At 28.5% G+C, this 16,264-nt stretch carries 20 protein-coding genes; 18 read left to right on the top strand and 2 right to left on the bottom strand.

Annotation, left to right across the window (positions count from 1 at the left end):
* Positions 1-104: 104 nt before the first annotated feature.
* The 9 genes from CSPA_RS16890 to CSPA_RS16850 all read left to right on the top strand — a co-directional run bounded on the left by CSPA_RS16890 (position 105) and on the right by CSPA_RS16850 (position 8,078).
* Positions 105-434, top strand: a complete 330-nt coding sequence (locus CSPA_RS16890) for a hypothetical protein (protein WP_015393559.1) — start codon at positions 105-107, stop codon at positions 432-434.
* A gap of 61 nt (positions 435-495) precedes the next feature.
* Positions 496-1,362, top strand: a complete 867-nt coding sequence (locus tag CSPA_RS16885) for a hypothetical protein (protein WP_015393558.1) — start codon at positions 496-498, stop codon at positions 1,360-1,362.
* Between the two features lie 77 nt (positions 1,363-1,439).
* Positions 1,440-2,315, top strand: coding sequence for an AraC family transcriptional regulator (locus CSPA_RS16880; RefSeq protein ID WP_015393557.1), 876 nt, complete (start codon positions 1,440-1,442; stop codon positions 2,313-2,315).
* A 249-nt stretch (positions 2,316-2,564) separates the two neighbouring features.
* Positions 2,565-2,924 carry a hypothetical protein gene (locus CSPA_RS16875; protein WP_026106371.1) on the top strand — a complete coding sequence of 120 codons (360 nt, stop codon included), beginning with the start codon at positions 2,565-2,567 and terminating at the stop codon, positions 2,922-2,924.
* A gap of 84 nt (positions 2,925-3,008) precedes the next feature.
* The gene (locus CSPA_RS16870) at positions 3,009-3,878 is read left to right on the top strand and encodes a PhzF family phenazine biosynthesis protein (protein ID WP_015393555.1); all 870 of its coding nucleotides are present in this window, start codon (positions 3,009-3,011) and stop codon (positions 3,876-3,878) included.
* A gap of 304 nt (positions 3,879-4,182) precedes the next feature.
* The gene (locus CSPA_RS16865; RefSeq protein ID WP_015393554.1) at positions 4,183-4,722 is read left to right on the top strand and encodes a DUF1697 domain-containing protein; all 540 of its coding nucleotides are present in this window, start codon (positions 4,183-4,185) and stop codon (positions 4,720-4,722) included.
* Positions 4,723-4,947: 225 nt separating this feature from the next.
* The gene (gene catA, locus CSPA_RS16860) at positions 4,948-5,607 is read left to right on the top strand and encodes a type A chloramphenicol O-acetyltransferase (protein WP_015393553.1); all 660 of its coding nucleotides are present in this window, start codon (positions 4,948-4,950) and stop codon (positions 5,605-5,607) included.
* A gap of 370 nt (positions 5,608-5,977) precedes the next feature.
* Positions 5,978-6,859 carry an aminoglycoside phosphotransferase family protein gene (locus CSPA_RS16855; protein ID WP_015393552.1) on the top strand — a complete coding sequence of 294 codons (882 nt, stop codon included), beginning with the start codon at positions 5,978-5,980 and terminating at the stop codon, positions 6,857-6,859.
* 139 nt (positions 6,860-6,998) lie between these two features.
* Positions 6,999-8,078: a metallophosphoesterase gene (locus CSPA_RS16850; protein WP_015393551.1), complete on the top strand. Its 1,080-nt coding sequence runs from the start codon at positions 6,999-7,001 to the stop codon at positions 8,076-8,078.
* Positions 8,079-8,293: 215 nt separating this feature from the next.
* Here the strand turns inward: CSPA_RS16850 and CSPA_RS16845 are convergent, their stop codons facing one another.
* Both CSPA_RS16845 and CSPA_RS16840 read right to left on the bottom strand, forming a co-directional pair.
* Positions 8,294-8,923 (bottom strand): class I SAM-dependent methyltransferase, encoded by a 630-nt coding sequence (locus CSPA_RS16845; RefSeq protein ID WP_015393550.1) that lies wholly within the window; start codon positions 8,921-8,923, stop codon positions 8,294-8,296.
* Positions 8,924-9,086: 163 nt separating this feature from the next.
* The gene (locus CSPA_RS16840; RefSeq protein ID WP_015393549.1) at positions 9,087-9,467 is read right to left on the bottom strand and encodes an RrF2 family transcriptional regulator; all 381 of its coding nucleotides are present in this window, start codon (positions 9,465-9,467) and stop codon (positions 9,087-9,089) included.
* A gap of 337 nt (positions 9,468-9,804) precedes the next feature.
* Here CSPA_RS16840 and CSPA_RS16835 point away from each other — a divergent pair, with 337 nt between their 5' ends.
* The 9 genes from CSPA_RS16835 to CSPA_RS16795 all read left to right on the top strand — a co-directional run bounded on the left by CSPA_RS16835 (position 9,805) and on the right by CSPA_RS16795 (position 16,250).
* Positions 9,805-10,464 (top strand): Type 1 glutamine amidotransferase-like domain-containing protein, encoded by a 660-nt coding sequence (locus tag CSPA_RS16835; protein WP_015393548.1) that lies wholly within the window; start codon positions 9,805-9,807, stop codon positions 10,462-10,464.
* 180 nt (positions 10,465-10,644) lie between these two features.
* Positions 10,645-11,661 carry a serine hydrolase domain-containing protein gene (locus tag CSPA_RS16830; RefSeq protein ID WP_015393547.1) on the top strand — a complete coding sequence of 339 codons (1,017 nt, stop codon included), beginning with the start codon at positions 10,645-10,647 and terminating at the stop codon, positions 11,659-11,661.
* A gap of 297 nt (positions 11,662-11,958) precedes the next feature.
* Entirely contained in the window at positions 11,959-12,483 is a 525-nt protein-coding gene (locus CSPA_RS16825) for a GNAT family N-acetyltransferase (RefSeq protein WP_015393546.1), read from the top strand.
* Positions 12,484-12,584: 101 nt separating this feature from the next.
* Entirely contained in the window at positions 12,585-13,046 is a 462-nt protein-coding gene (locus tag CSPA_RS16820) for a GNAT family N-acetyltransferase (RefSeq protein ID WP_015393545.1), read from the top strand.
* 104 nt (positions 13,047-13,150) lie between these two features.
* Positions 13,151-13,534: a VOC family protein gene (locus CSPA_RS16815; RefSeq protein ID WP_015393544.1), complete on the top strand. Its 384-nt coding sequence runs from the start codon at positions 13,151-13,153 to the stop codon at positions 13,532-13,534.
* Between the two features lie 131 nt (positions 13,535-13,665).
* The gene (locus CSPA_RS16810; RefSeq protein ID WP_015393543.1) at positions 13,666-14,454 is read left to right on the top strand and encodes a phosphotransferase; all 789 of its coding nucleotides are present in this window, start codon (positions 13,666-13,668) and stop codon (positions 14,452-14,454) included.
* An 82-nt stretch (positions 14,455-14,536) separates the two neighbouring features.
* On the top strand, positions 14,537-14,794 hold the full coding sequence (locus CSPA_RS16805) for a hypothetical protein (RefSeq protein WP_015393542.1): 258 nt from the start codon (positions 14,537-14,539) through the stop codon (positions 14,792-14,794).
* Between the two features lie 267 nt (positions 14,795-15,061).
* Positions 15,062-15,484, top strand: coding sequence for a VOC family protein (locus CSPA_RS16800; RefSeq protein WP_015393541.1), 423 nt, complete (start codon positions 15,062-15,064; stop codon positions 15,482-15,484).
* Between the two features lie 265 nt (positions 15,485-15,749).
* Entirely contained in the window at positions 15,750-16,250 is a 501-nt protein-coding gene (locus tag CSPA_RS16795) for a hypothetical protein (protein ID WP_015393540.1), read from the top strand.
* Positions 16,251-16,264: the final 14 nt, after the last annotated feature.

Raw genomic sequence — 16,264 nt, 5'->3', positions numbered from 1 at the left:
GTGCTTTTTATATGCAAAATATAACACAATATGAGCATAATAGTGCTACATATAGGAAAATGTGCTTTGTTCTTGATAAATTGAAATTTGTAAGGAGGTATTAAATGAAATATTGTTGTACTGAGTCAGATAGAAAAGGTACATGTTACCATGAATTTCAAAAAGGGAAATTCAAAGGTTCTTTTTGGAAGGAAGATTCGCTTTTAATGCATGATGATAATTTGTATAATTTGCATCTAGAAGACTTATTTCTTAGTGTTGTTTCTTCATATGATGCATGTGGAGAGACAGAAATAGATCAGGAGCAGTGGAAAGAAATATATCGTAGAGGTTTAGAAATTGATGGAGAAATAAAAATTGCTATAGATGAAATAAATAGTTGGGCTAAAATAGTTTTTGAAACCAATAATATATTTACTATTTTGGGACTGTAGATTTAAATATGGGTTATAGTAAGATTCAAGAGAAGAATGATAAATAAAAGGTGGTTAAATTGTGTTTAATAAATTTTGCGATGATTATATTACAAATGGAATTACATTCAAAGATGAGGATAAGGAAATATTAAATGAGTGGTATCAAAAATATAAAAATATGTCTAGAGAATATGCGTTACCAATAATAATGACTTATGAGGAGTCATGTAAATACTCTGATTATATTAACCAATATGATAGATTTCCTGTAGGTAAAATGATCCCTATTTGGGAAGGTTATAATATGTCTTCGTTTATTGGATATTATTATGATGGCCCATTACAGGGAATGATCTTTTATGGAAATCATGAAGAAGTTGATATTTCACCAAAATTTACGTCATTAAAGGATTTTTATGATTATTGTTCTGGAATTTTTGAAATTGGTTTGTCATTTGATGAAGACAAAGGATATGAAGAAAATGAAGAGTATTTTGAAAGTGTATCTGATTTTTTTGAATATAAGATCTGGGAAAATGTAATTGATAATAACGGAAGAAAACTTTCAGATGAAGAAGTTGAGATAAATTATGAAATTGCTCAAAAATTGATAAAGATATGGAAGACAAAAGAATATCCTAATAGTGAAATTGGAGATGTTTTATATGAACAATTGGGATTTTGTATAACTAAGATAATTCCAGATAAGTATGTTGACAGTCTTATTCCATATTTAAACTTAGAAGAGGATGAATATGTACTTGGTAAAATGTGTAACAAAATTGCGAAAGTAAAATGTGTTAAAGCACTAGATGCAGTTAAAATATTAGCAAAAGCTGATGGAAAAGAGATATTTATAGGTGGTTATACAAGTGGAGAGATTACAAAAAGAACTTTGAAGGTACTAAATGCCTGTGTAGTTTATATGCTTGGTGTAATGAATTAATCCTACATAATCGTGCAAGAATAGTCGGATAGATAAATATGATTTTTGATATTCTAGTAATGAAAGGAGGGGACTAAATGGATTCGTTGAAGAGAATGAATGAAGCATTAAATTATATTGAAGAAAATCTTGATGGTGAAGTTGATTTAAAAAAAGTAGCAAAGTTAGCATTCTGTTCAGAATATCATTTTCAAAGAATGTTTTCTTTTCTTGCGGGTGTTTCGTTGTCTGAGTACATTCGTAGGAGACGTCTTACCTTAGCGGCTTTTGAACTTAATAATAGTAATATAAGAATAATTGATTTAGCTGTTAAGTATGGATATAAGTCAGCAGATGCATTTACAAGAGCATTTCAAAATTTGCATGGGCTAACTCCATCAGAGGCTAGATATAATGGAAAATCATTAAAAGCCTATCCACCAATGACCTTCCGATTATCTATTGAAGGAGGAAATGAGATGAACTATAGAATTCAAGAGAAAGAAGAATTTTGTATAATTGGCATAAAAAAAAGGGTGCCTATAATTTTTAATGGAGTAAATCCAGAGATTGCTAAAATGTGTCAGAGCTTAACAGCTGAAGATATTAATAAACTGAAAGAGTTATCTAATATAGAACCAAGAGGATTAATAAGTGCATCTTTAAATTTTTCAGAAGGACGAATGGAGGAAAAAGGTGAACTTGACCATTATATAGGTGTAGCAACGACGAGAGAGTGTCCAAAGAACTTGTCAAAACTTGAAGTTGTTGCTTCAACATGGGCAGTATTTGAAGTTATAGGTCCATTCCCAGATACATTGCAAAATGTTTGGGGGCGTATTTATTCTGAATGGTTTCCAGCTTCAAACTATGAACAAAAACAAGGACCAGAGATGTTATGGAATGAAAATAAAGATGTAACTTCACCAACATTTAAAAGCGAAATATGGATACCAGTTATAAAAAAGTACTAGTATAGAAAATTAGAAATATCACATTACTTCAGAAATGAATTTTGTGGTATTTCTTTATACACAACTCTAATATAGTAGTTATTACTCCTTTAATTATTAAATATTTTAAATTTGTATTAATTATGGATTAATATTATAATTGTAAAATAAAGGAACATAATTTTAACTTACAATTTTCAACAATATTGCAGAAGGCAGATCGTAGGGTATAAAAGAATTAGATAAATATTAATTTGATAAGGAGGCATCATGATGGAATTTAATAATGAAGAATTGGAAAAAGCCAAATCCATGCTATCTTCTACTATTACTAAATGTGAAAAAATGCAACTTAAGTTTTTAGAAGGAACATCTCAACATTCCCTCTTAAAAAACAGAATTAAAGCACTTTATATTTCCAAGTCGCTTCTTATGGGTGATAAAACAATAAATTATACAAGCAAAGAATTGAAAGAAGCATTGCCTCCTGTGGTTTCAATCATAAATAAAACTACAAAAGCACAAAGTAAATATGAAAAAGGAACTTCGCAATTCAATCGATTTGAACCCATAATCCAAGCCATGCTTATTTCAAAAGTATTCATTGAGAGCAAAATAAACACTGATTAGGTATTATGATAAGTTCAAATTTGAAAGGGATAGTAAAAATATGTATTAATAATTATTATATGTTTAGTTAAGGGGAAATTAATTATGAAGGTAAAAGCTTATACATTAAATTCATTTGCAAAATGCATAGAGGGAGGAAATCCTTCTGGAGTTGTGCTTAATGCAGATGATTTATCAGAAGATAGTATGAAAAAAATTGCGGGTATTATTGGTTTTAGTGAGACGGCATTTGTCATGAAATCAGAATTAGCAGACTTTAAAGTTAGGTTTTTTACCCCGAATAAAGAGGTTGATATTTGTGGACATGCCACAATAGGAACTTTTAGTACACTATTAATCAAAAGATTAATTAAACCTGGTAAGTATCTTCAAGAAACTAAAGCAGGAATTTTAGGTATAGAATTAAAGGAGGATTTTTCAATAATGATGAATCAAAATGCGCCAAGTTATCATCAAACAATATCTAAGAAAGAAATTGCAGATTCATTGAATATTACTATGAATGAAATGATTGAAGAACTACCAGTACAAATTGTATCTACAGGTCTTAGGGATATACTTATACCAATTAAGAATATAGATCTAGTTAATGCAATAAAGCCCAATTTTGAAAAAGTGTCAGAAATCAGCAGTAAATATAATACGATCGGCTATCATATTTTTACTCTTGAATCGCTTAATAATTCAAATGCCTACTGTAGAAATTTTGCACCACTCTATGGAATACCAGAAGAATCTGCAACTGGTACATCTAATGGTGCTCTTGCATGTTATTTATTTAAATATGATAAAATTAAGTCTGACAATGCTAATAATATAGTTATTGAGCAAGGTTATTCAATGGAAAAGCCTTCAGAAATAATTGTTGCTTTAAGAACTGAAGGCGAAGAAGTTATTGAAGTTAAGGTCGGCGGGAAAGCATTAAATTTATCAGAGATAGAGGTTCAAATATAGTAGATAAATAAAAGCTTACTAATAAAGCACAATAATATAAATACGTTATTAAGTTGGCAATTCTTCTTTATGTTCCATTTCAAGTGAGATTATAACGAATAAAATAACGTTAGATAACTAGTTATAGAAGTGTTCATTAGACTAATAATGTGCATGACAAGTAAATATTGTGAACTAATTAAGAAATTTGAAGAATGCGGTATTATAAAAATATGCTATAATTAACTCATAAATGTGCTATTGTATGAGTTTATAGTTTTTTTACTAAGAAATAAATTAGAATTTGATGAGGTGACTTTGTTATATGAAAAGATATATTGCATTTTTAAGGGGCATCAATATAAGTGGCAAAAATAAGATTCCAATGGTTGGATTAAAGGCAGGCTTTGAAGAACTTGGTTTTTTAGAAGTTAAGACATATCTGAATAGTGGCAATGTCATCTTTTCAAGTGATGAGGATCACAAAGAGGATTTTTCTGGTCAGCTTGAAACAATGATAAAAGACAGGTTTGATTTGCAAATACCTGTTTTTGTCATATTAAAGGAAGAACTTGAAGATATATTACATAATGCCCCTGACTGGTGGGGAAATGAAGACAAGGAAATATACGATAATCTGATTTTTATAATGTTGCCGGCAACATTTACTGATGTATTTAGTGAAATAGGGGAGCCTAAAGAAGAATTTGAAAAGATAAAGAATTACAAAAAAGCAGTATTCTGGTCTTTTAGTCGAAAGGATTATCAAAATACAAATTGGTGGTCGAAGACAGCTAAGGCAAACATTAGTAGCAAGCTGACAATCAGAACGGCAAACACAGTTAGAAAGATAGTTGAGATGTAATAAAGTTGCAAATACCACTTTATCGAGTAAGTCAAAGAACTAATTTGAAAATTTGATGTAGTAAATAAAAAAAGGTCTTTGAAAATTGGATAGTGCGGTATTACAGAATGTGTTATATAATAAATTAAAGCATAAATATCATTGTAAAAGGGAGATTGAAATGGCTAGGTCACGGAAAATAGCCTTCTAAAATAGAATTACAAAAATTTTTAGGAGGCCCAAATTATGAATTTTAATTTAATAGATATTAATCATTGGAGTAGAAAGCCATACTTTGAACACTATTTAAACACTGTGAAATGTACTTATAGTATGACTGCCAATATAGAGATAACTGATTTATTGTATGAAATTAAACTTAAAAATATTAAATTTTATCCTACACTTATTTATATGATTGCAACTGTGGTTAATAATCATAAAGAATTCCGTATTTGTTTTGACCATAAAGGTAGTTTAGGATATTGGGATAGCATGAATCCAAGCTATACTATTTTTTATAAAGAAAACGAAACATTTTCAAGTATTTGGACGGAATATAACGAAAGTTTTTTACGTTTTTATAGTGATTATATTGATGATATAAAAAACTATGGAAATATCATGAAGTTTACTCCGAAATCAAATGAACCTGACAATATATTTCCGGTATCAAGTATTCCTTGGGTGAGTTTTACAGGGTTTAATTTGAATGTATATAATGAAGGAACATATTTAATTCCTATTTTTACTGCAGGAAAATATTTCAAACAAGAAAATAAAATATTTATTCCTATATCAATACAAGTACATCATGCTGTTTGTGACGGTTATCATGCTAGTAGATTTATTAATGAAATGCAAGAATTAGCATTTAGTTTTCAAGAATGGTTAGAAAATAAATAAATATATTTAGATAGTCATGTCTTGATTACATTATTTATAGAGTAATAAAAATAAAGAATAGAAGAAATACCGCATTATTCAATAAAAATGAATTTGCGGTATTTTTTTATTTAAGAACTAGGCAATACTAATATACTATCTATTACACCTTTAATTATTAGATATTTTTAAATTTGTATTAATTATGGATTAATATTATAATTGTAAAATAAAGGAATGTTGTTAAAGCTTAAACTTTTGTATTGCGGCACAATGGTTTGAAGATATTGATAGTTATTAGTGATATTCTAATATTATAAGAAAGGCGTTTCTTAGCAAATTATAATTTATCTAACAGAATATCTACATTTCTAGAAGGAGATGGTTAGGTTTGCCTATAAATGATTTTAAGACTAGGATATTGATTGAAAAAGGATGGTCAGATGATATAAAATATTGCGTTATAACTCCTGAAGGAAAAAAGTATTTGTTACGTATTTCAAAAATAGAGCAAAAAGAATGTAAGAAAGTTGAATTTGAAATGATGCAGCATGTAGAGGAACTTGGTGTTCCTATGTGCAAACCTATTGAATTTGGCACTTGTGATGAAGGCGTATATTTTCTACAAAGTTGGATCGAAGGAGAGGATTTTGGAGAAATTCTTACAACTTTGACCAATAAAGAACAATATTTATATGGAATTGAGGCTGGTAAAATACTTAAGCATATTCATACTATTCCAGCACCTGATACACAAGAGGAATGGAAGGTACGATTTAATCGTAAAATTCTGCGGAAGATCCAAATGTATAAAGATTGTCCTATAAAATATGAAAATGGACAATCGTTTATTGACTATATAAATGAGAATCGTTATTTGCTGAAAAATCGATCACAATGTTATCAACACGGTGATTACCATGTGGGGAATATGATGATTGATTATGAAGGAAAACTTCAAATTATTGACTTTGATAGATATGATTTTGGTGATCCATGGGAGGAATTTAATCGAATTGTTTGGTGTGCACAACAATCGCCACTTTTTGCTTCGGGGATGGTAAACAGATATTTTGATGGTGATGTGCCAATGGATTTTTGGCGATTGCTTGCATTATACATTTCAAGCAATACTTTATCATCTCTACCTTGGGCAATTCAATTTGGACAGAGTGAAATTGATATTATGATAAAACAAGCTCAAGATGTTTTAGAATGGTATAATAATATGAAAGATCCAGTTCCTAGTTGGTATAAGGGGAGTATAAAATGATCACATATATATTAAAGCTGTTATGGAAAAGAAAATACTTTTATTTAGCAGGTTATAGCATAGGGATTATATGTGTATTTTAAAGTTATGCACTAGGGGAATTGTACATTTCAGATGATAATGAAAGCAGAGGAGAAAAATGAATAATAAAACTTATGAGAATAAAATACCAATTTATTTACAAGAAATGATTGATCAACAAATTGCAAAAGCAAAAGAGTTTCAAGGTCAAAAAACAATGAGTTTTTCTTTTTTTACTGATCCCCATATTACTGAAGCATCAACTTTTGCAGATATAGAGACCATAAACTATATAAATAACAATATGGATATTAAGTTTACAGCTTGTTGTGGGGACAATCTAGATAATGGAATAACGAAGCAAATTCATTTAGATACAGCAAAAAAATTAATTAGTAAAATATCCTTTGATAATTATTTTACTGTTAAGGGAAATCATGATGATAACTCTATAATTTCAAATGGAGTAGACAATGTAAAATATACTATGATACCAAAAGAACAATATAATATTATGTTTAAAAGGCTAGATAGAATTGTTCAATTTGATGAATCAAATAGAGAAGGTATGTATTATTACTATGATATTCCAGAATACAAGGTTAGAGCGATTTTTTTAAATTCTATTGATATTCCATATATTAAAAATCAACCTAATAATGCAGCATGGAAGTACGATGGACAAAATACTTATGCTTACTCAAATGCTCAATTAAACTGGTTGGCGCATATTGCTTTGAAGCTGCCAGATGAGCAATGGAAGGTTATGTTCTTTACACATGTTAATCCATTTCCAGAAGGAATGATAGGAGCAGACAATCTTGTATATAATGGAACTGTAATGTTAAATATTATAGATGCATTTAAGATGGGAGTAAAATACAATTCCATAGCAACTACTGGAGATTTTGGACAATCAGTTTCAGTTGATTTTTCTTCAAAAGGAATTGGAAAGGTTATTGCATTTTTCTATGGTCATACGCATAGTGAACAAGTATTGACAAGAAATGGAATTAAATATATTAGTACATGGAATGATGTGCCTAGAAAATCCTTAAGCAATCCAAATGCACCAGCAAGGGCAATAGGTACAACATCAGAAATATGTTTAAATATTGTTACAGTGAATTTCGACTTAAGTAAAATTTTTATAACTAAAGTTGGGGGAGGGGCTGATTTAGTTATTGATATATCATAAAATTGAATTTGATTTAAGCTCATTATTCAAAATAAATTTATGATTTTTTTCTATACATAATTCTGACAAACTAATAACTGGCTATTGAACTTATGTTTTTCAGATGATAAATAAAAAATAGAACATCGTTTGTTCTATTTTTTATTTTCTTATATTACTATCCTATTATATGGTTTAGTTATATTTTATGATTTTATTTGAGAACTTTATCGGTTTTATATCTTCTTTCTGCATTTTATCATTAAAAATTTTACTGGAGGTTTATCTGGATTATCCTTATACATGTCATCAACCTCTACGAAATCTACAAGTCCATAATTTTCGAATTCTTTCTCTATAGACTTAGAATTATAGAAAAACAGTTTCACACCGTATGTTGTTTCATAATAATTTTCATCAAGCTTTGTACCATTGCCGTACATTGGAGTTTTTTCTGAAACAGCCGTAAAAATCATATATCCACCTGGCTTTAAATGGTTATAGCAATCATTAATAAACTTTTTTCTTTCAGCTTCATTTAACAAATGAATAAGTGCAAAGCTAGCTACACCATCATAGAGTTTATTTTCAAAAGGCATATCAGATACTGATCCATGGTAAATTTTATTATTAATTCCATTCTTCTTTGCAATATTAATTGCTGTTCGAGAAATTTCGATTCCTGTAACTTCCATGTTATTATCAATAAACGGTTTTATATTTCTTCCGTATCCTACACCAGGAATTAGGATATCCTTTAAATTATTTTCAGCAAAGTAATCTGACACTATAATTGCAGTACTTGACGGTTCAAGACCCCACATTGCTTGCTTTTCTGCAAAACTTCTTTCCCAAAATTCAGACATATAAACATCTCCTTTATAATTTTATTAATAATATAAATATCATTTTAGAATATACATTGTAATAAGTTATTTAAAGCACAAGTACAATTATTTTAATTAAATATATTATAGACTGTATTTATCTATAATTAGAGCGTAAAAAACTTATGAAATTAAATTGTTTTTATATAATTTCAAATAGTTTTTTATTTTTAAGATAGGTTTCCATCATATTCTCGGCTTCTTCCATTGCTTTTTGAATTTTGCACGCATGATTCTCCTTCATTTCACATGTAAACATAGGGATACTTCCTTCAGTTGCCTTAATTACATCTAAAAGTGAAATTTCTTCTTTGCTCTTCTGCAAAACATAGCCACCATTAACACCGGGAGTTGATTTAATTATATTAGCTTTAACTAACTGTGTTAAAATCTTTGACAAATAACTTGGCGAGGTATTTAAATGGTTTGCCAAAGGAAGTAAACTTAGATTATCTCTTTTATCATACTTAATCATATAAGCAACTATATGTAATGCATAATTAGTAGCTTTTGTATATTTCATATTAATCCTCCATGTAGTATTATTAATCGGATATTATAGACTCTATTTATCTATAATATATCCTTTTATATTTTTAGTCAATACTAATTAATGATTAAGTAATTTTTATTATTTGTGTTATAGAAACTTCCAAATTCTAATTTGAATAGTAGTTTAAAGTTTAGTAATGGGAAATTAAGATGATCGAGTTAAAAGAGTAATAGGTTTTGTGTAATAAAATTAATAGCAATTAATTAAGAATGTTCTTTAATAATTGAATACTTCAATGTTTGTAAGATATGTTATAATCAATATTGAATAGAAAATTATGGTATGAAAAAGAAGTGAGGAAATAATTATGGTAAATATGTTATTTAGTTTATATAATTTTCATGAAAGCTGGGCAAGGGAAAAAGTATCAAAATACATAATGCCTAATGACAAGATTTTAATAATACCATTTTCCTTTAGTGAAACAATAGGAAGTGATAACGATTGGCAGGATGCGTATAGTAGGAATACTGGAAAATATTATGAAAGCATTGTAACACCATTCTTGAGCTATGGAATTGAAGAAGAAAATATAAATTTTATAAATTACTTTAAAGATACAGTAGAAAATGCAAAAGATAAAATAAAAAAGAGCAATGTAATATTCTTTACTGGTGGGTTGCCTGATAAAATGATGTTACGTTTAATTGAATTTGATTTAATTGAGTATATTCAAAGTTTTACAGGTGTTGTTATTGGCAGTAGTGCAGGAGCAATGATTCAAATATCAGAATATCACATTACGCCAGATAGAGATTATAATACATTTACATACAATAAAGGACTTAACTTTATTAAAGAATTTGATATTGAAGTTCATTATGAAGGCAGTGAAATGGTTAATCAGTATATCAATAAGGTATTAGAAGAAAAGAGAAAGAAAGTATATGGAATTACAAATACTGGTGGAATAATTATTGATGATGAAAAAATAACTCTGTTGGGAGAGGTTAAAACCTTTAGCTAACAGAAATTGAATTTATCGAAGAACATTCAAAAGAATGGTTGTAATATGTAAAATTGAAAAAGTTAGATGAATTTTAATTTATGAATGAAATAAGATTTTTTTTAAATGAATAATGTTAAGTAAGTGCGAACTGGTTAATATTGATTATATGAAATATGGACAAGTTATTGGAGGATGTCAATGACGGATAGTAATTTAAATGAATACTTTAAAAAACAAAAACAATTTAGTGGAAATGTATTGGTATCAAAAAATAATGAAATTATATTTAATCAATCATATGGGTATTCAAATAAGGAAAAAGGAATAAAAAATACACCTGAAACAAAATTCATGATTGGTTCTATGACAAAGCCAATAACTGCATTATGTATTATGCAGTTATCAGAAAAAGGTATGCTTTCAACGAAGCAGAATATTGAAGATTATATTCCAGACTTATACAAGGGTCAAGGAATTACAATTCATCATCTTCTAACTCATACTTCTGGGATACCTAACCACATAATGCTAAAAAAACAAATAAAATGGGGAGAACATCATACCCCCCAAGAAATACTACAAATTGTAAAAGGTTATAAATTGAAATTTCCTGTTGGTGAAAAATGGTCGTACAGTAATACCAATTATCTTATTCTTGGCTTGATAATTGAAATGGTTTCTGGAATGAGCTATCACCAATATGTTAAAAATCATATATTTATTCCTGCTAAAATGAATAATTCAGGTTTTTGTGATGAAGAACAAAAAAATGTAGCCAATAATTATATTAAGGGTGAAAAAGGCTTCTATATGGACCCATCATTATGGTTTGCTTGTGGTGATATTGTATCAACTGTTGGTGATTATTATTTGCTTGATAGAGCAATTCAGGATGGTAAACTATTGAAAACCCAAATAGTAAGGGAAATGCAAGAGCCTCACTATGATGGCAAGTATGTAAAATATGGCTATGGATTGCTTATTAAAAAACATTTTGATTGTAAAAGTATATGCCATGGTGGGGGAATTGCGAATGGTTACACTTCTCATTTTGAGAAATATATTGATGACGATATTACTATTGTTGTATTAAGCAATGATTTAGTAAACTATCAATTCTTATCATTGGGAGGGGCTGGTGGTACATATATAAGTAGAGAGATTGCTTCCTTAATTTATGGTAAAAAGTTAGGTGCTTTAAAGAAGATATTCTAAAAGAGGTTTTTAATATAGATAGTTACTGGATATCTTTTATAAATCATGAACTAAAATATAGTTTAAATTAGAAATTAAAAATGATTGTCTTTTACATCATGTAATATATAAGTGATAATAATTCAATTTATGCTATTTTAAAACAATGAAAGGTTAGGATGATTATGTATCTAGAACACCAGAAGAATATGATACATGGATTATAGATGGACAAGTTGAAATTGAAGATTTAATAGAATTATCATTAATGAATTGTAATTTGAGAAGCAGGTTTTACTGCTAAAGGAGAATATAAAAATGAGAATTGAGACAGATGAATTAATTATTCGTAATTTTGAGTTAAGGGATGAAAAAGATTTATGTGAATATATGCTGCAGAGAGTTAATGCTGAATTTGAAGCATATCCAGATTTTTCTTGCAAAAAAGCAAAGAAAGAGATTGAATACAGAGCGCAAAGTGATGAATTCTATGCAATTGAGCTAAAAAAAGAGAATAAAGTAATTGGAAATATTTATTTAGGAAATAGGAGTTTTAATTCAAGAGAGCTGGGATATGTATTAAATGTGAATTATCAACATAAGGGATTTGGAAGTTCTGCCAGTAAAGCAGTTATAGATTATATGTTTAATCAAGGTGTTCACAGAATTTATGCAGAATGTGCTCCTCAAAACGCACCTTCATGGAAGTTAATGGAGAAGATTGGAATGATACGTGAAGCACATTTTAGAAAAAATGTTTCATTCCATCAAGATGAGAAAGGACAGCCTATATATTGGGATACCTATGTATATGCATTATTAAATCCATATAATGAAATTTAACTGACTGACAAAGTCTAATTTATGAATGAAATAAGATTTTTTTACAAATACAAAATGTTAAGTTATTGTAAAGCAGCTTTAAGATTGGAGGACATTATATTGTGGATATTAAAGTTATTAAGGGAGACATCAGTTATTTAGATGATTGTGAGGTGGCATTAGTTGATTCAGAACTTGGGAGAAGATACTTTTCACAAAAAGGTAGTGCCCGAGAATCACTAGAAGAAGGTTTTTGCAAGGAAGAAATATATGTCGCAATAGACAATGATAACAATTGTAAGGGATTCGTTTGGGTTATAACAAAAGGAGTTTTTCATTCATTTCCTTATATACATATTATCGCAGTAAAAAGTGAAAATCGTGGTCAAGGTATAGGAAAATTACTCTTAAAGTTTGTTGAGAATGAATGTTTTAAAAAATATTCAAAAATATTTTTGGTTGTAGCAGAATTTAATCTAAATGCAAAAATACTGTATGATAAAATTGGATACATTCAAGTAGGTACTATACCTAGTTTATATAGGGAAGGAATAACGGAACATTTAATGATGAAATCAAGATAAAAGAACTGATAACAATATTTTTTGATTTAAATAAAAGAAACATACTATTTTAAATAGTACAGAATTTAATAAATTAGGTGTAATAAAAGAAGGAGAGATTGAGTATGGAAAAAATTCTTCATTCAATACTTGCAGTGTTTCCCACACCAAATATCGAAGAAACCGCTAAGTATTATAATGAGATTATGGGATTTAGAATTGTTAAATATTTAGATGTAAGAGAACCACATATATGCCTTTATCGCGATAGTGTGGAAATTGTATTGACTAAAGCAAATAGCGAAAAAGTTTATACGAATAGGGAACTCTATGGTTATGGGGAAGATGCCTATTTTATTACAGACAATCAAAAAGCATTACAAAATGAATTTATAAGTAAAGGTGCTAAAATTGTTCGTCCACTCCATATGACAGATTATAATAATATGGAATTTGTGTTAGAAGATATAGATGGACGGTGGATTGCTTTTGGAATGAAACAAAAGTAACACTACTGCAAATAAGCATAATGTATAGTTGAGTTAATGCATATTTTTCTATATTAGTGAATTAGAATAATGATGTATTATTTCAATTTTTAGGTTTCAAATTACAAATATTAATTTTCTAGGGGGAGCTAATGAAAAAATTATCTGGAGGTAATTCTACAAGCGTATATAAGCATAACGAAACAGTTTTGAGGGAACAGAAGACTTGGAGTTCAACGATACATAGAGTATTGCTACATTTAGAAAAATTTGAATACACTAATAGCCCACGATTTATAGGAATTGATGATATGGGAAGGGAAATATTATCATTTGTTCCTGGAGAATGTAAAGCTGATTATCCTTTTACCAATGATGAAAATGAACAATTATCTATAATTAAAAAAGTGGCTGAAATTATGCGTAAATATCATGATGCAACGCTATCCTTTGAGAGAACAGATATAGATAGCTGGATGTTTTCATATAAAGGAGCTTTAGAGAAGGAAGTTATATGTCACAATGATATTGCGCCATATAATATGACCTTTGTTAATAATATGCCATATGGATTAATTGATTTTGATACATGTTGTCCTGCTCCTAGAATATGGGATATTGTATATGCACTGTATAGATTTGTTCCATTTAGTAAAAAAATTTATGATAATGAAAAACAGGAATACAGGAATTATGATGTTGATAGAGACAAGGAGTTTAGGAAAAAGAGTATTAGGGTATTTTTTGATGCATATGGAATGGAATGTCCTGATGATTCATTTGTACAAATGACAGCTAGACTACAGGCCCTTGCTGATTTAATTTATAATGAATCTCAAAATGGAAATAGTGCCTTTAAGAAAATGTTGGAAGAGGGACATAGGGATTTATATTTAGCAGAAATTGAATTTATCAAAGAACATGCAAAAGAATGGTTGTAAAATTTAATTGATTTGAGTGAGAATGTAAAAAGTCAGTCAGAGTTGTTTTAATTAATAAATCATAATTTGCGGAGGATATAAAATGAATGATATAAAAATTTCGGATATGATGAATATGCAGAAGGAGTTATATAATTTACATAAAGATAAATGGTCACCATTGGAAGCAGAGTACGGTAGAAACTTTATTCTTTGGATGATGGAAGAAATAGGTGAATGTATTGCAATTATAAAGAAAAAAGGTGATTTGGCTATAATGGAGGATGAAAATGTTAGAAAAGCATTTTGCGAGGAAATGAGTGATGTATTAATGTATTTCAATGATACGTTGCTTAGATAGGGAATTACAGCAGACGAAATATCATCTTCGTATATAGATAAGCATAAGAAAAACATGGAGCGAAATTATATCCAAGAATATAAGAGTAAGTATAAAGAATAGCAAATTTCAATTTAATAAGGTAAAAAAGATATACAAATTTGGAGTGGTAATTTTAATAGTATTGTTGATTTAGAAAAGTACATAGAAACTGAATATACAGATGATGGTGTTTGTCATGATTCAAAATTTGAAACAGATTTTAAAATGGAATAAGGAGGCAAAATAATGATTCAATCACTTGTACATATTGCTTTAGTAGTAAAAGATTATGATGAAGCAATCGAATTTTATACAAAAAAACTTCATTTTACATTAGTAGAAGATACATATCAACCTGAGCAAGAGAAAAGATGGGTGGTAGTGTCCCCACCAGGTTCAAATGGAACAACAATATTGCTTGCAAGAGCATCTAAGCCTGAACAAGAACCTTTTATAGGGAATCAAGCTGGAGGAAGAGTGTTTCTATTCTTAGGAACTGATAATTTCTGGCGTGATTATAACGAAATGAAAGAAATAGGAATAGAATTTATTAGAGAACCTAAGGAACAGGATTATGGAATAGTTGCTGTATTTAAAGATCTGTACGGAAACTTATGGGATTTGGTTGAGTTCAATGAAAATCATCCTATGTATAAAAGAGTCAAATAAATATTGACGAAATAATAATATATGAGATTTTAATTCGGTTTTATGCTTTTTCACAAAAAAGAGTTACTGTTTAAAATGGTTCTGTAATTACAAGGGTTGTAAGATAAATTATAATTTGGGAGTGATGTACCTATGTGTTTAGTAAGTGATAGAATTGAAGAAACGATAGAAGGTAAAAATAGATATTTTGTTAAAGAGTTATAAACAGAATATTTCATATTAAAATATGTAAAATGGTTTTATTAGTCTAAAAGGAAAATAGATTATGAATAGAAAAGAATTGATTGAACAGAAAAAGAAACAATTATATTTCAAAAATTTAATGAAATCAATAGATGTAGTAACGACTAAAGAAATTTATAAAATTGGAACTGAGAGAGACTACTATAAAGACATTATTTATTCTTACCATAAACTATGGCAAGAGGGTAGGATTAAGCCATATAGTAAATTGACATGCAAGGCAACTGATAAACAATGTTGCAATTGGATTATAGACCAATCAGAATTAAAATGCGATAAAGAATATATTTTTATTAAAGTTGGATATTATGAAGGTTACGCTAGAATTATATTTAATGATTTATTTGAAGCAGTACTTCAATTATGGAATCATGAATTGAAATTAAATAATTTATATAGTTCTATTAATTGTGGTTTTTGTAAAGGATTTTGTTTAATTGATTTAGCAGATAAAAAAATAATTGATGTTGCTTTAGTTAGTGAGGATGAAGAAAATTATCAACTTTGGAAATGGTATTATTAAGCATATTTTTATTT

Source organism: Clostridium saccharoperbutylacetonicum N1-4(HMT), from assembly GCF_000340885.1.
Taxonomy (GTDB): Bacteria; Bacillota; Clostridia; order Clostridiales; family Clostridiaceae; genus Clostridium; species Clostridium saccharoperbutylacetonicum.
Note: the sequence above shows the minus strand (reverse complement) of the source record. Positions and strands in the feature narration are given on the sequence as shown.

Coding starts and splice junctions, on each gene's coding strand:
- catA (WP_015393553.1), top strand. CDS start 4,948: ATGAATTTTAATTTAATAGATATTAATCATTGGAGTAGAAAGCCATAC.
- CSPA_RS16810 (WP_015393543.1), top strand. CDS start 13,666: ATGAAAAAATTATCTGGAGGTAATTCTACAAGCGTATATAAGCATAAC.
- CSPA_RS16800 (WP_015393541.1), top strand. CDS start 15,062: ATGATTCAATCACTTGTACATATTGCTTTAGTAGTAAAAGATTATGAT.
- CSPA_RS16850 (WP_015393551.1), top strand. CDS start 6,999: ATGAATAATAAAACTTATGAGAATAAAATACCAATTTATTTACAAGAA.
- CSPA_RS16835 (WP_015393548.1), top strand. CDS start 9,805: ATGGTAAATATGTTATTTAGTTTATATAATTTTCATGAAAGCTGGGCA.
- CSPA_RS16830 (WP_015393547.1), top strand. CDS start 10,645: ATGACGGATAGTAATTTAAATGAATACTTTAAAAAACAAAAACAATTT.
- CSPA_RS16795 (WP_015393540.1), top strand. CDS start 15,750: ATGAATAGAAAAGAATTGATTGAACAGAAAAAGAAACAATTATATTTC.
- CSPA_RS16815 (WP_015393544.1), top strand. CDS start 13,151: ATGGAAAAAATTCTTCATTCAATACTTGCAGTGTTTCCCACACCAAAT.
- CSPA_RS16880 (WP_015393557.1), top strand. CDS start 1,440: ATGGATTCGTTGAAGAGAATGAATGAAGCATTAAATTATATTGAAGAA.
- CSPA_RS16805 (WP_015393542.1), top strand. CDS start 14,537: ATGAATGATATAAAAATTTCGGATATGATGAATATGCAGAAGGAGTTA.
- CSPA_RS16875 (WP_026106371.1), top strand. CDS start 2,565: ATGATGGAATTTAATAATGAAGAATTGGAAAAAGCCAAATCCATGCTA.
- CSPA_RS16870 (WP_015393555.1), top strand. CDS start 3,009: ATGAAGGTAAAAGCTTATACATTAAATTCATTTGCAAAATGCATAGAG.
- CSPA_RS16825 (WP_015393546.1), top strand. CDS start 11,959: ATGAGAATTGAGACAGATGAATTAATTATTCGTAATTTTGAGTTAAGG.
- CSPA_RS16840 (WP_015393549.1), bottom strand. CDS start 9,467: ATGAAATATACAAAAGCTACTAATTATGCATTACATATAGTTGCTTAT.
- CSPA_RS16865 (WP_015393554.1), top strand. CDS start 4,183: ATGAAAAGATATATTGCATTTTTAAGGGGCATCAATATAAGTGGCAAA.
- CSPA_RS16845 (WP_015393550.1), bottom strand. CDS start 8,923: ATGTCTGAATTTTGGGAAAGAAGTTTTGCAGAAAAGCAAGCAATGTGG.
- CSPA_RS16890 (WP_015393559.1), top strand. CDS start 105: ATGAAATATTGTTGTACTGAGTCAGATAGAAAAGGTACATGTTACCAT.